12 protein-coding genes are annotated in these 13,505 nt (G+C 37.2%); 11 read left to right on the top strand and 1 reads right to left on the bottom strand.

The window, feature by feature from the left end:
• Positions 1-9 precede the first annotated feature (9 nt).
• The 9 genes from miaB to CKW03_RS17985 all read left to right on the top strand — a co-directional run bounded on the left by miaB (position 10) and on the right by CKW03_RS17985 (position 9,035).
• Entirely contained in the window at positions 10-1,443 is a 1,434-nt protein-coding gene (gene miaB, locus CKW03_RS18025) for a tRNA (N6-isopentenyl adenosine(37)-C2)-methylthiotransferase MiaB (protein WP_093099234.1), read from the top strand.
• 22 nt (positions 1,444-1,465) lie between these two features.
• A complete protein-coding gene (locus CKW03_RS18020; protein ID WP_093099232.1) occupies positions 1,466-2,737 on the top strand; it encodes a sigma 54-interacting transcriptional regulator in 1,272 nt (423 codons plus the stop codon).
• 121 nt (positions 2,738-2,858) lie between these two features.
• Complete coding sequence (locus tag CKW03_RS18015; protein ID WP_236736529.1) at positions 2,859-3,269, top strand: LptE family protein; 411 nt, start codon at positions 2,859-2,861, stop codon at positions 3,267-3,269.
• A gap of 20 nt (positions 3,270-3,289) precedes the next feature.
• Complete coding sequence (locus CKW03_RS18010) at positions 3,290-4,405, top strand: hypothetical protein (protein WP_093099228.1); 1,116 nt, start codon at positions 3,290-3,292, stop codon at positions 4,403-4,405.
• A gap of 13 nt (positions 4,406-4,418) precedes the next feature.
• Positions 4,419-4,784 carry a preprotein translocase subunit SecG gene (gene secG, locus CKW03_RS18005; protein ID WP_093099226.1) on the top strand — a complete coding sequence of 122 codons (366 nt, stop codon included), beginning with the start codon at positions 4,419-4,421 and terminating at the stop codon, positions 4,782-4,784.
• A gap of 241 nt (positions 4,785-5,025) precedes the next feature.
• The gene (locus CKW03_RS18000; protein WP_093099225.1) at positions 5,026-5,301 is read left to right on the top strand and encodes a co-chaperone GroES; all 276 of its coding nucleotides are present in this window, start codon (positions 5,026-5,028) and stop codon (positions 5,299-5,301) included.
• A 92-nt stretch (positions 5,302-5,393) separates the two neighbouring features.
• A complete protein-coding gene (gene groL, locus CKW03_RS17995; protein ID WP_093099223.1) occupies positions 5,394-7,031 on the top strand; it encodes a chaperonin GroEL in 1,638 nt (545 codons plus the stop codon).
• A gap of 133 nt (positions 7,032-7,164) precedes the next feature.
• Complete coding sequence (locus CKW03_RS17990; protein WP_093099221.1) at positions 7,165-7,962, top strand: M90 family metallopeptidase; 798 nt, start codon at positions 7,165-7,167, stop codon at positions 7,960-7,962.
• Between the two features lie 89 nt (positions 7,963-8,051).
• On the top strand, positions 8,052-9,035 hold the full coding sequence (locus CKW03_RS17985; RefSeq protein WP_093099219.1) for an aldo/keto reductase: 984 nt from the start codon (positions 8,052-8,054) through the stop codon (positions 9,033-9,035).
• Positions 9,036-9,086: 51 nt separating this feature from the next.
• Here the strand turns inward: CKW03_RS17985 and CKW03_RS17980 are convergent, their stop codons facing one another.
• Entirely contained in the window at positions 9,087-9,467 is a 381-nt protein-coding gene (locus tag CKW03_RS17980) for a hypothetical protein (RefSeq protein ID WP_093099217.1), read from the bottom strand.
• A gap of 242 nt (positions 9,468-9,709) precedes the next feature.
• On the opposite strand from CKW03_RS17980, the gene CKW03_RS17975 reads away from it, so the two are divergent.
• Together CKW03_RS17975 and CKW03_RS17970 are read left to right on the top strand one after the other, a co-directional pair.
• Positions 9,710-12,016, top strand: a complete 2,307-nt coding sequence (locus tag CKW03_RS17975; RefSeq protein WP_093099215.1) for a hypothetical protein — start codon at positions 9,710-9,712, stop codon at positions 12,014-12,016.
• A 194-nt stretch (positions 12,017-12,210) separates the two neighbouring features.
• On the top strand, positions 12,211-13,329 hold the full coding sequence (locus CKW03_RS17970) for an acyltransferase family protein (RefSeq protein ID WP_093099213.1): 1,119 nt from the start codon (positions 12,211-12,213) through the stop codon (positions 13,327-13,329).
• Positions 13,330-13,505: the final 176 nt, after the last annotated feature.

Below are 13,505 nucleotides of genomic sequence, written 5' to 3'. Positions count from 1 at the left end.
AAATTGACTATGTTAGAGTTATCGCATACAACAAAAACGCATGATGAATCTCGTCAAGGCGAGGCTTTAGATATGCTGCCTACAGGGAAATCCACTGGGCGTAAATTATATATAGAAAGTTACGGGTGTCAGATGAATTTTTCTGACAGTGAGATTGTAGCATCCATCTTAATGGATAAGGGTTTTGAGACAACGAAGGATTTTAAAGATGCCGATGTCGTATTTATCAATACCTGTTCGATCCGTGAGAATGCTGAACAGCGAGTGAGAAACAGATTGAAGGAGTTTGAATCAGCTAAAGCTAAGAACCCAGGGATGGTTGTCGGTGTGTTAGGCTGTATGGCGGAGCGTTTGAAGGCTAAATTCTTGGAAGAGGAGAAGTTGGTGGATGTTGTTGTTGGGCCTGATGCATATCGTGATCTTCCTAATTTGATCGAAAAGGTTGATGAAGGAGGTCGTGCTGTGAATGTATTGCTTTCTAGAGAGGAAACTTATGCAGATATCAGTCCGGTTCGTCTAAACTCGAATGGTATTTCGGCCTTCATTTCCATTATGCGTGGATGTGACAATATGTGTTCGTTCTGTGTAGTTCCATTTACCAGAGGTAGAGAAAGAAGTCGTGATGTTGTCTCTATTGTAAAAGAAGCGCAGGACTTATTTAATGCTGGCTACAAGGAAGTGACCTTATTGGGACAGAATGTAGACTCCTATAAATATACTCCAGCAGTGGCAGAAGGTGAAGAGGCTAAGCCTACTGTAAACTTCGCACAATTATTGGAATTGGTTGCTCAAGTAAGCCCTGAATTAAGAATCAGGTTCTCTACTTCGCATCCTAAAGATATTACAGATGAAGTATTGTACACTATGGCAAAGTACGAGAACATCTGTAATTATATCCATTTACCGGTACAGTCTGGAAACAGCAGAGTATTGGAGTTGATGAACAGAACCTATGATCGCGAGTGGTATATTAACAGGGTTGATGCCATTCGTCGTATTATTCCGGAATGTGGAATTTCTACAGATGTAATCACTGGTTTCTGTACAGAAACTGAGGAAGAGCATCAAGAAACTCTTTCCATGATGAAATATGTAAAATATGATTACGCCTATATGTTTGCATATTCAGAACGTCCAGGTACATTAGCAGCTAAGCGCTATGAGGACGATATTCCTGAGGAAGTTAAAAAACGCAGGTTGACTGAGGTTGTAGATTTACAACGTGAGCATAGCTTATATAGAATTGAGAAATTTGTAGGAAAAGTACATAAAGTATTAATCGAAGGTACTTCCAAGCGTTCTGATAAAGATTTCTGTGGAAGAAACGATCAAAATACCATGGTTGTATTTCCGGTTGATGAGCGCTTTAAAGTTGGCGATTATGTCAATGTACTGGGCGAAAGCTGTACATCTGCAACATTGATCGGTAAAATAGTTGATTAATATCAAACACTAAAAATTAATAATGGATCATCAAGATATTAAGAGCAGGTTTGGGATTATTGGGAATTCTCCATTACTAAATCGTGCGATCGATATTGCACGTCAGGTAGCACCTACCGATATCTCGGTTTTGATTCAAGGTGAAAGTGGTTCTGGTAAAGAAGTGTTTTCACATATCATCCATCAATTATCTGGACGCAAGCATGGTCCGTTTATCGCGGTAAACTGTGGTGCGATTCCAGAGGGAACTATTGATTCAGAATTGTTTGGCCATGAGAAAGGATCCTTTACAGGAGCTCATGAAGCAAGGAAAGGATATTTCGAAGTTGTTGATGGTGGTACCATTTTCTTGGATGAGGTTGGTGAATTACCGTTAGGTACCCAAGCGCGTTTGTTAAGGGTATTGGAGTCAGGAGAATATATCCGTGTTGGATCATCCAAGGTTCAAAAAACCAATGTTCGCGTAGTTGCTGCGACGAATGTTGATGTTTATGAAGCGGTAAAGAAGGGGAAATTTAGGGAAGATCTATACTATAGATTGAACACTGTTCCATTGCGCATTCCAGCATTGCGGGAGCGTAAGGAAGATATTGTCCTTTTATTTAGAAAGTTCGTGGTGGATTTTTCAGATAAATATCGCTCTCCAGGTATTCAGCTTACTGAGGATGCGCAAGAAATGTTGCGTAACTATAGTTGGCCAGGAAATGTGAGGCAATTAAAGAATATTGCGGAGCAGATTGCCGTTCTAGAGAAGGAAAGGTTGGTCAATGCCCAGATTTTGAGTCATTATCTTCCTGTAGAAACCCAAAGTACTACCTTGCCGATGCCTTTAAAGGACCAGTCGAAGGAGAATTACTCAGAAAGAGATCTGTTGTACAAGGTTCTATTTGATATGAAGAAGGATATGGTGGATCTGAAGAAGTTGGTGGTTGAGTTGATGCAGAAAGGTTTTAATCAAGGGACGATGGATCAAAACTCTCCATATATCAATCAATTATATCAGGAGATTAGACCAAGTTCTGCGGCAATTGGAAATGAAGACTATCCGGTCAATCCAAATCCAACAATTACCATCCATAATCCAAATCAACCGAACGGGAATGCGAATGATTATTTGTATGATACCCAAGACGTGGAAGAGGTGGAAGAATCATTATCATTACTTGATAAGGAGTCTGATTTGATCAAGAAAGCGCTCAAGAAGCATAAAGGCAAACGTAAAGCAGCGGCACAGGAGCTAGGTATTTCTGAGCGTACTCTTTATAGGAAGATTAAGGATTTGAACTTAGATTAATATGTCCAATTTTAAGAATAAAGGCAATTTCATTACATTTATTATTGCTGCTATAGTAATATTTACATTTAATGGTTGCGGAGTTAAATATAGTTTGAGTGGAGGGTCAATTCCCGAGAACATGAAAACCTATTCGGTGGAGATATTTGAGAATATTTCGCCATTTGTATCTGCTACTTTGAGCCAGACCTTTACGGAAGGGTTGAAAGAGCGTATCAGGACCCAGTCTAAGCTAAGTCAAGTGAACCAAGATGGAGATGCAATCTTTTCCGGGGTGATCACCAACTATGCCATTACCCCTGCGGCAGTTGAAGCTGGAACGGATTTGGCAGCTTTGAACCGACTTTCAATTACGGTTAAGGTGAAATACGTGAATAGGAAGGATGAGACAGGGGAAAGTGACTTTGAGGAATCTTTTACACAATTCAAGGAATTTAGAGGGCAAGTAAATAACCAGGAGATGACCTTGAACCAAGAGATTGTTAAGATGTTGACTGAAGATGTATTTAACCGCGCATTTAATAACTGGTAAAACAAGAGCCTTTGAATCACATGGATCAAGTATATATTTTTAGAAAAGCACTGGAAAACCCAATGGAAGTTAGTGTTGCTGATTTTGAGCAACTCCTGACTAAGTATCCATATTCCCAGCCTATAATATATGCCTTTGAACGGAAGAAGTTTTTGGAAGGACAAAGCATTGATAAGCAGCGGACTCTGATCTATGCCAACAATCCATTCTGGTTGCGTGATTATCTTCAAAAACCCGTAGAGGTTATCCCAGAGCTTGAAGTCGATTCTGATGATTATATAGCATATGAAGAGTTGGAAGGAGAAGAGCAGATTGAGGAAACGGAGGTAGAGGCAGTTGATGTGGAGAGTATCCCTGATGTCGAACAAACTATTGAGGAGCCAGCAAATGACCTTGACGGAGTTGAAGATGAGTTAATTGAGCAGGAAGAAGATGAATCAGAATCAACAGAGGAGGAGCCCGCTTTTGAATTTGCTGCTGGATATGATATAGAAAGGGAATATTCAGGAGAAGAAGAAACAGCATTAGAAGTAGAAGAGCCAGTTTCATCTGAATCGGAAGAAATTATCACCACAAAGGAAGAAGAAAATAAAAAGAGCCCAGAAGAAGATATCAGTCTGTACAATGATGAATTGATGCCCTATAGTTTTAGGTGGTGGTTGTATAAGACAAGATTGGAACATGCAGATACCTATCAACCTTTTTCATCGCCAGTTTTACCGAAGCAACAAAAAGGGCAGTTTGATCCTAAAAAATTAGATGAAGCTATATTGGATCAGCAGATTAGGGAGAATATCTTCCATTTGCAGGATCCATCAGATAAACTTAGCGATAAGCATAGAAAAGAAACGGTAGAGTTTAAATCCACAGAGAAGATGGATGAGGTGATTGAGAAATTCATTCGTGAAGAGCCTCAGATCCAGCCTCCAAAGGCGGAAACCATCAATACGGAAAATAAGGCTCGTAGCAGTTCTGAGGACCAATTACAGGTTGTAACAGAGACCCTAGCGAACATTTATGAGACACAGGGGATGTACGAAAAAGCGATCATGGTATTTAGAAAATTAATTTCGGAGAATCCAGAAAAAAAATCGTACTTTGCGACCCGAATTAAAGAGATTGAACAAAAGTTATAATTGAAATATAGAAATGGACGTATTATTTATTATCCTAATTATTCTAGCAAGCTTATTATTAGCGTTTTTTGTATTGATTCAGAACCCTAAAGGGGGTGGTTTATCCTCAGGATTTTCTGGTGGCGCTAATTTAATTGGTGTGCAACGCACAGGTGATATTTTAGAAAAAGGAACTTGGATTTTTGCGATTGCCTTAATGGTTTTTTGTATTGCAATAAATATTATTGGTCCATCATCATCAAACAGAGGTGGTTTGGGAGATCAAATTGAGGCGCCAGTTACAGCCCCTAACTTGAATCTTAATCCTACGGCGACTCCTGCAACAGGAGCACCAACAGGAACGACTCAAACTCCAGCTCCTACTGATACGACGAAGTAATCAAGCTGAATAGCTAAAGAAATAGAACCCTGTCTAGAATTAGACGGGGTTTCTTGTTTTCAAGCTTTTAGGGTTGGATTCGGTAATTGGTGTCATGATGACATTAAGATGATGGTTAACTGACATGAAAAATGACAGTTAATGCAAAAATGGCAAAATATTCTGCTTAATTTCAATTGGCATAGTTAGTGATGCCTTTGAGTTACGTAATCTTAAAAAAAATAAAAATTGATATACAATTATGGCATTAAGTATTAAACCTATCGGAGACAGAATCCTAGTTGAACCTGCTCCAGCAGAAGAAAAGACAGCATCAGGTATCTATATTCCTGACACAGCGAAAGAAAAACCATCCCAAGGAACAGTTGTAGCTGTTGGAGCTGGCAAGCCTGAAGAACCATTAACTGTAAAAGTAGGCGATAAAGTATTATACGGGAAATATTCAGGAACAGAGATTACCTATGAGGGTAAGGAATATTTAATTATGCGTGAGGCTGATATTTACGCAGTACTGTAATTAAAAATCAACGATAAATATTAAAAACACAGTAGGTTTTGGGTTTGAGATCTATTGAAAAACCTAATTCCTAAGATTCAATTTCAAAAAAAATGGCAAAACAAGTAAAATATAATGTAGAAGCGCGTGACGCCCTGAAAAAAGGTGTTGACACACTTGCAAATGCAGTAAAAGTTACCTTAGGTCCAAAAGGTCGTAACGTAATCATTGAGAAGAAATTCGGTTCTCCAGCAATCACTAAAGATGGTGTTTCAGTTGCGAAAGAAATCGAATTGAAAGATGCTTTAGAAAATATGGGAGCACAAATGGTTAAAGAAGTTGCATCTAAGACTGCTGACCAAGCGGGTGACGGAACAACTACTGCTACTGTTTTAGCTCAAGCTATCGTAGCTCCAGGTATTAAGTCTGTAGCTGCTGGTGCAAATCCAATGGATTTAAAACGTGGTATTGACAAAGCTGTTGCTGCCGTTGTTGAGAACTTAAAATCTCAATCGCAAGTAGTAGGAGCTGACAATAATAAAATCAAACAAGTTGCTTCAATTTCTGCAAACAATGATGAGATTATCGGTTCATTGATCGCTGAAGCAATGGAAAAAGTTGGAAACGACGGAGTAATCACTGTTGAAGAAGCAAAAGGTACTGAGACTGAAGTAAAAACAGTTGAAGGTATGCAATTTGACAGAGGGTATTTATCTCCATATTTCGTAACTAACTCGGATAAAATGGAAGCGGAATTAGAAAGCCCTTACATTTTGATCTACGACAAGAAAATCAGCAACATGAAAGAATTGTTGCCAATCTTGGAAAAACAAGTTCAAACTGGAAAACCATTATTGATCATTGCAGAAGATCTAGACGGAGAAGCTTTAGCTACATTAGTAGTGAACAAAATCCGTGGTTCACTGAAAGTTGCTGCTGTTAAGGCGCCAGGATTCGGTGACCGTCGTAAAGCAATGTTAGAAGATATCGCAATCTTAACTGGTGGTACAGTAATTTCTGAAGAGAGAGGTTTCAAATTGGAAAATGCTGAATTATCGTATTTAGGACAAGCTGAGAAAGTAGTTGTTGATAAAGACAACACAACTATTATCAATGGTGCTGGAAATGTTGAAGACATTAAAGCGCGTGTTGCACAAATCCGTTCACAAATTGAAACTACAACTTCTGATTACGATCGCGAGAAATTGCAAGAGCGTTTAGCGAAATTATCGGGTGGTGTTGCTGTTCTTTACGTTGGTGCTGCTTCGGAAGTAGAGATGAAAGAAAAGAAAGACCGCGTTGATGATGCACTTCATGCAACTCGTGCTGCAGTGGAAGAAGGAATCGTTGCAGGTGGTGGTGTAGCTTTCATCCGCTCGACAGAAGCTTTGGTTAACTTAAAAGGTGAAAACGAAGATGAGCAAATCGGTATCGATATCATCAAACGTGCTATTGAAGAGCCATTGCGTCAAATCTGTGCAAACGCAGGTATTGAAGGAGCTGTAATCGTTCAAAAAGTGAAAGAAGGAACAGCGGATTATGGATACAATGCTCGTACAGACAAGTTTGAGAACTTGATCTCTGCAGGTGTTATCGATCCTACAAAAGTATCACGTGTGGCTTTAGAGAATGCTGCTTCAGTAGCTTCTATGTTATTGACTACAGAGTGTGTACTTGCTGATGAACCAGAAGATAACCCAGTAGGTGCTGGCGGTCCTCCAATGGGCGGTGGCATGGGTGGAATGATGTAATCATCATCCCTTATAGATATAAAAGAGCTTTCCAATTCGGGAAGCTCTTTTTTGTTTTATACAAACGATTATTACCGACTTCAAAGCTGCATTATTTGTATATTAGAATTTGTGCTATCTCAATTTAATATGTATGGAAACTTATAATATCATCGCTCTCATAATCGTCTTTGCAATAGGTATCGGGCTAGGGATTTATATCTGGCGGAAAGTGGGCAATAAAAAGGTGGTCAATAAGGTGATTCCAGATGATGTTGAAATTCGAGATGTGCTTAGTGAAAAGGTTAATTTTTTCAAGCAATTGAATCATAACGAACAGGATAAGTTTATTAAAAGGGTATCTTATTTTTTGGCTACGACAAAGATATCTCCTGAAAAAGGAGCTGTTATCAATGATGAGCACAGGATTTTGATCGCTGCGAGTGCAACTATTCCACTCTTTCATTTTGAAAACTGGTCTTATGAAAATTTGGATGAAGTGCTTGTATATCCGGGCACCTTCAGTGAAAAATATGATATTGAGGATGAAAAAAGGAATATTCTTGGGATGGTCGGAGATGGTGCCATGCACAGGAAGATGATCTTATCGCTCTCTGCTTTGATGGCCGGCTTCAATCAAAACGGTGAAAGTAATACTGCCATCCATGAATTTGTCCACCTGATCGATAAAGCGGATGGAGAGGTTGATGGGATTCCAGAATATTTGATTCCTAAAAGTTTGATTCATCCTTGGTTGGAGGAAATGCAAGCGACCATTTCAGCAATCAGGAGAGATAAGTCGGATATTCGGGATTATGCCGCAACTAATCCTGCAGAATTCTTGGCTGTTGTATCGGAATATTTTTTTCAGAAACCGAAAATGTTGGAATCCGATCATCCAGAGTTATATGCTATGTTGAATGAAATCTACAACGGGAATAAAGAAGAATAATACTAAACATTTTTTATTAATGAGCTGTTGTTTAGTAGGATAGGTAATGCAATGTCGTTTTATAACATAAACAATAAATTTTAAATATTATGGAATACAGGTATATAGGAGACAGCGAAATCAATGCTTCAGTGATAACTTTTGGTGCATGGGCAGCAGGAGGATGGATGTGGGGATCGACAGATCGAAAAGATGCTATTGAAGCTATTGTCGCTGCTTACGAAGTTGGTGTGACTACTATTGATACTGCTCCTATTTATGGACAAGGTACAAGTGAAGAAATTGTTGGGGAAGCATTGAAGGATATCCCTAGGGATAAAACTCAAATTTTGACCAAGTTTGGGATGCGTTGGGATCTTGCCGAAGGTGATTTTGCTTTTCATAGCAAAATGAACAATGGTGAGGACATTGAAATCTATAAATTTGCTGGTAAGGACAGTATAATTTATGAATGTGAGCAGAGTTTAAAAAGACTTGGAACGGATTATATTGATCTATATCAGATCCATTGGCCCGATTCTACGACCCCACTGGATGAAACCTTTGAAGCGGTTGCCCAATTGATTGAACAAGGAAAAATTAGATATGCAGGTGTGTGTAACTATAATGCACAGTTAATGGCTGAAGCAGAGAAGACATTACCACTGGTGTCGAACCAGATCCCTTTTAGTATGGTGAACAGAGCAGTCGAGGAAGAAACTATTCCATACTGTATCAAACATAATAAGGCCGTGCTAGCTTATAGCCCTTTGGAAAGAGGTCTTTTGACCGGAAAGATCCATGTAGGTCATCAATTCCAAGAAGGTGACCATAGAGCTAAGCATCCGCATTTTCAACCTGATTTCATTGAGAAAACAGATATCCTATTGGAGCGAATCAAACCTCTCGCAGATGATAAAGGGGTTACTTTAGCGCAATTGGTGCTTAGATGGACAGTGGAGAGACCTGGTATAACGATTGCATTGGCTGGGGCAAGAAATGCTCATCAATCTGTTCAAAATGCTAAAGCAATGGAATTTAACCTGACCCAAGAGGAGTTAGATTTCATGAATGCCGTAGTAGACGCATTTTAATCTGAAAAAATAAAAAAACTGAACGTTATTTTCCATGATAACGTTCAGTTTTTAACTGATATCTTTTAATACAATAATTTTATTTTCTGGACTGAATTCGAAGATAGATTTTCCCTTTAGGCTAATGCTGTCTCCAATATTCAATTCTGGCGAAAGATCTTTAGATAGTTTGGCCGTATAATCAATATTGATTTCGCTATGATTTTCGAAATGTTCAATGGAAGTGATCTTTTGATGGCGTTCCGAAAAAATGGATTTGGCTTGTTCCGCCTGATTAATAAATTCTTGCTTCCCCAGAAGAGAATCAGTTACATTGCCATTTGAGATGTTTTCGAAAAGAAGCTGCTCGTCCAGATCCCTAGCCATCATCTCGGTATTGAAACTGTTATAACCGTCAATGTAGTTTTTGATTATTTCTTCCCTGATTTTCATGTTGGATTTTCGAATTAGTGTTTGAATTAAAGATAAGAGAATTCTACTTTAATATAGGTCATTTTAATGCTCGTTTTTATTGAATTGGATTCCAGTTAGTTGAAAAAAAGCTATATTATGAAAATGTTAACCTTTAAAAACTCAGAAAATAGCTATTATAAATGAAGTTTAACTTTCGTATTTTGCTATAGGAATTAGTGTTGATCAAAGCTTAACATATTGTTAGCATTAAAGGCAAATAGATGAGTTACGAAGAATTAGAGCAGTTATTTTATGCTGGGGAATTGGATTTGTGTATCAGCGAGGGGGAGGAATATTTATTGGATAATCCCAAGGATACGGATGTTCTTTTCCTGATGTCGATTGCACATCATGATAGAGCTTTAGAAGAAGGTCCAGATGAAGCATATAGAGTAATTCATAAGCATGTAATTCCATACTTGAAGCGTGTGTTAAATTATGAACCCAATAATCCAAGGGTGCTATATAATCTGTTAAATTATCAATTAGGAAATCAGTATGTTTTAGAGCAAATCGCTAGGCCAAATATTGATTTAACACAGAAAAACAAGCCTGAGCTGCTTGAATATGCAGAAAGGCTTAAGCAAGATCCATTAAACAAAGTTTTTGGATTGGAATTCGAAATCAAGATTTATGAGATCTTGAAAGAGGATGAAGCTCTTTTGAAGGCTCTAAATGAAGCTATATCTTTTTTTGAAATTGAATTTGCAGAGAATAGGGAATTGAAAGACCGGAATATATCGATTTGCTGGATTAAGAAGATTTATTTTCTTGATCGAGATGGTGTAACCGAAAAATCGGCAATAGCAGAACAAATCGATAAGGGGATTTTTCATTTTGTAAGTCCTCAGGATATCGAATATTTAGATTTGGCTGAGATAGCTTTTGAAGCTAATGCATTAGATGTGGCTTTAAAAGTACTATTAAAGTTGATAAAAGGAGATAATCATGAACCGGAGGTGCTGGAGGGTTTTTTGAAGTGGCACCAAAGATTTAAAGAGCAGATCGAACTTGGTTATACCAATCCCGAAGTATTCTATTATCAATTGATTATTGAAAGGAATTATTTTGAAGCATTAGAAGTTCCTGAAGATTATTACTATCAACATGGATTGGAAATCTTAGGGAAATATCCCAATAATTTTGCGGCAAATCATTTCGTGGGTACCTATTTATATGAAATGGGCAATTTTGATGAAGCCTATTCTGTTTTGAAAAAAGGGGTAAGTATCCATCTTGATGTGACTACTTGGCGCAGAATGGTTGAATCTCAATTGTTGTCCACCGGATTGGTTGAGCAAGAGGTTCCCGTGTTTTCAAGTTTGCCTAGAGACATCTACAACGAAGGGGTTAATTTGGATGACTTCCTGAAAAACATGGCTGAAGATGCCATAAAAGAGGCTTTGAGGACACTAGATGTTAAGCTTTATCAACAATCCTTTGATGCGTTTAGAAAGTATTTTGAAGATTTCGCTTATGAAAGTGACTTTTATGGTGATGAGCATTGCTGGGCGATGTGTTGTAATAATCTAGCGATCGTTTATACCGTATTAGGGAATTACCAAGCCGCTGTTTTAGCGATTGAAGAAGGGATGAAACATTCGGAGTTTCCTGAACTGCACCATACCTTGATAGATGCACTTTTAAAACAAGAAGATTTTCAAAAAACCCATAAAGCCTTAGAGGCTTATTTTAGCATTTATGATGAAAAAAGTGCTTCATTCTATAGGCATTTGCAGCATAAAGCAGATTTGGTGATTGTAAATCAAAAATTAGAACTGTCCTCTGATATCAAGTGGGATGCGGAGGAGTTGCTCTTTGAGATTTACGAACATTATAATGAGAACCCTGATATATCTGATTTTGACTTCAGAGACTTTGAGGCAGCTAAAAATACAGTTGAATCTATCTTATACCATGAGTTAGAAAATAATACAGCTCCAGAAAGAATAAATTATTATTCAATTATTGCTGAAAAGTATCCAGACGAAGCCAATCCACAATATAACTTAATGCAGGCGTTTAACGAGCTAGAAGATTATGACCAAGTGAATAAATCTGCAAGACTTTATCTAGAAAATAAAGCGTCTTTTTTATTGAATGATTTTGATAAAGCAAAAACTATCTATTTGATTGTAAAAAGCCATTATCTTTTGAGTCAATATAGGGAAGGGGCAGCCATGTTCAGTGATTATGATGAGTTTTGCTTAGCAACGTTAGAGTGTAATGAATATGTGCTGTGGCTTAGTTATGGAATCAAATTATATGATAAGCAGAATGACCTGAGTCAAGTGAATGGATTGGTGGATAGATTTCTTGAAATCTATAAGGTTGAGGAATGGGCTTATGATAACTTATCAGAAGAAATTTTATTGGCCAAAGCTCATGTGAATTACCAAAAAGGATACTTAAAGGACGCTCATAAAATTTTGGATTATATCTTGTCCTACGATGATCATAATGCAATTGCTGAACATTTTAAGCAGACTTGGAAAAAGCCAGGATTGTTGTCGAAGCTAGGGTTTTAAGGAGCGAAAAAAAATCGCTATGTTTTTTTGGTAAAGGTTTATTACACGAATTCTATTATGTGTAATATTGCTTGATTTTTGGAAAGAAATAATGTCTTGCAAAAGGCTTGTGCCGTTATGCACGCTTATTGAAATGCCAGAATTAACTATTAAAAAAAATATTTCCCTTATTGTACCTTGTTAATTATTCAATTATGAATAGTGAAAAGCTGTCGAAGGTTATCGACACGATGAGAATGCCCTTGATTTTCTTGGTGATAATTGCTCATTTGGCGCCATTTACCCAACCAGTCATTAAGTTCAATATTTCTCCCAATGACACTTATGTCTTGGTTTCGGAGATGTTTTCCCACCATATTGCGAAGTTTTCTGTCAGGTGTTACTTCTTGGTTTCAGGTTTTTATTTTTTTAAGAATTATTCTGGAGAGCTGATTCCTTTTTATAAAAAGCAGTTAAAAAGTAGGTTTAGAACAATCGTCAGTCCTTACTTCATTTGGATAATAATTACTTCAATTGTGATTTTTTCAAAGAATATGGTTTTTGTGAAGCTGGGAAAACCTATCGATGAGGATTTTGGAGTATTAATGAACTCGGGTTGGTATCATAATATTTGGGAAGTGCCCATTAATTTTCCTTTGTGGTATCTCCGAGACCTAATTTGTATGGTCCTTATTTCCCCTTTGATTGTATTTTATATTAAGTATTTCAAAGGCTTTGGTATTATTACCCTAGCTATTCTATATCTGGCTCTCATTGAGATTCCAATACCTGGATTAAGTATGACGGCTATATTTTTCTTTAGCTTAGGAGCCTATTTTTCTTTAGAAAAGAGAGATATGCTACAGCTGTTTTCGAAAATCAAAATCACTGCCTATGTGGTTACTTTGTTATTTCTTATTTTATCCTTGAAAACCAATGGTACAGATTATCATGAATATTTTTTGAGAGTATTTATTTTGACAGGAGTAATTTCAACGTTTAATTTATTTTCATTTCTCAATGGTAATTTTAAGGGGATGAATAGGTTAACTGGCTTCAGTTCCCTATCCTTTTTTATTTATGTAGCCCATGAGATTTATATTATAGCCTGGTTGAAGGGATTTTTCTTCAATCACCATTTATTTGTCGATGGTTGGGAAAGGTTTATTGCTTACTTTATTATTCCAATATTATGTGTTGCAGTGTGTGTTGTAATTTATTTTATTATGATGAAAGTTATGCCTAAGGTCTTTGTTTTCTTATTAGGAGGCAGGGTTCCAAATTATCACCGCATTGAATCGACTAAATCCCCAAAAATCTTTAAGGCTGGATAATTTTCAACGATAAGTTAGGTCTTATCTCATCTTTCCTGTTTAAGGATGTTTTCATAAATATTTTATTTATTGGTACTTTTTTTACCTTAATAAGTTAATAATAACTAAATAATTAAAAATAATTCATACTTTGGTAATGACTATTGTTTGTTATAAAAAAAATAAACAGACATGTC

Origin of the sequence: Sphingobacterium mizutaii, from assembly GCF_900187125.1 — a bacterium.
Lineage (GTDB): Bacteria > Bacteroidota > Bacteroidia > Sphingobacteriales > Sphingobacteriaceae > Sphingobacterium > Sphingobacterium mizutaii.
The sequence above is the reverse complement of the archived record's forward strand: the minus strand, read 5'-3'. Positions and strand labels throughout refer to the sequence as shown.

Bases quoted from the DNA above. Each gene is read 5' to 3' on its own strand.
- miaB (WP_093099234.1), top strand. From the start codon at position 10: ATGTTAGAGTTATCGCATACAACAAAAACGCATGATGAATCTCGTCAA.
- CKW03_RS18020 (WP_093099232.1), top strand. From the start codon at position 1,466: ATGGATCATCAAGATATTAAGAGCAGGTTTGGGATTATTGGGAATTCT.
- CKW03_RS18015 (WP_236736529.1), top strand. From the start codon at position 2,859: ATGAAAACCTATTCGGTGGAGATATTTGAGAATATTTCGCCATTTGTA.
- CKW03_RS18010 (WP_093099228.1), top strand. From the start codon at position 3,290: ATGGATCAAGTATATATTTTTAGAAAAGCACTGGAAAACCCAATGGAA.
- secG (WP_093099226.1), top strand. From the start codon at position 4,419: ATGGACGTATTATTTATTATCCTAATTATTCTAGCAAGCTTATTATTA.
- CKW03_RS18000 (WP_093099225.1), top strand. From the start codon at position 5,026: ATGGCATTAAGTATTAAACCTATCGGAGACAGAATCCTAGTTGAACCT.
- groL (WP_093099223.1), top strand. From the start codon at position 5,394: ATGGCAAAACAAGTAAAATATAATGTAGAAGCGCGTGACGCCCTGAAA.
- CKW03_RS17990 (WP_093099221.1), top strand. From the start codon at position 7,165: ATGGAAACTTATAATATCATCGCTCTCATAATCGTCTTTGCAATAGGT.
- CKW03_RS17985 (WP_093099219.1), top strand. From the start codon at position 8,052: ATGGAATACAGGTATATAGGAGACAGCGAAATCAATGCTTCAGTGATA.
- CKW03_RS17980 (WP_093099217.1), bottom strand. From the start codon at position 9,467: ATGAAAATCAGGGAAGAAATAATCAAAAACTACATTGACGGTTATAAC.
- CKW03_RS17975 (WP_093099215.1), top strand. From the start codon at position 9,710: ATGAGTTACGAAGAATTAGAGCAGTTATTTTATGCTGGGGAATTGGAT.
- CKW03_RS17970 (WP_093099213.1), top strand. From the start codon at position 12,211: ATGAATAGTGAAAAGCTGTCGAAGGTTATCGACACGATGAGAATGCCC.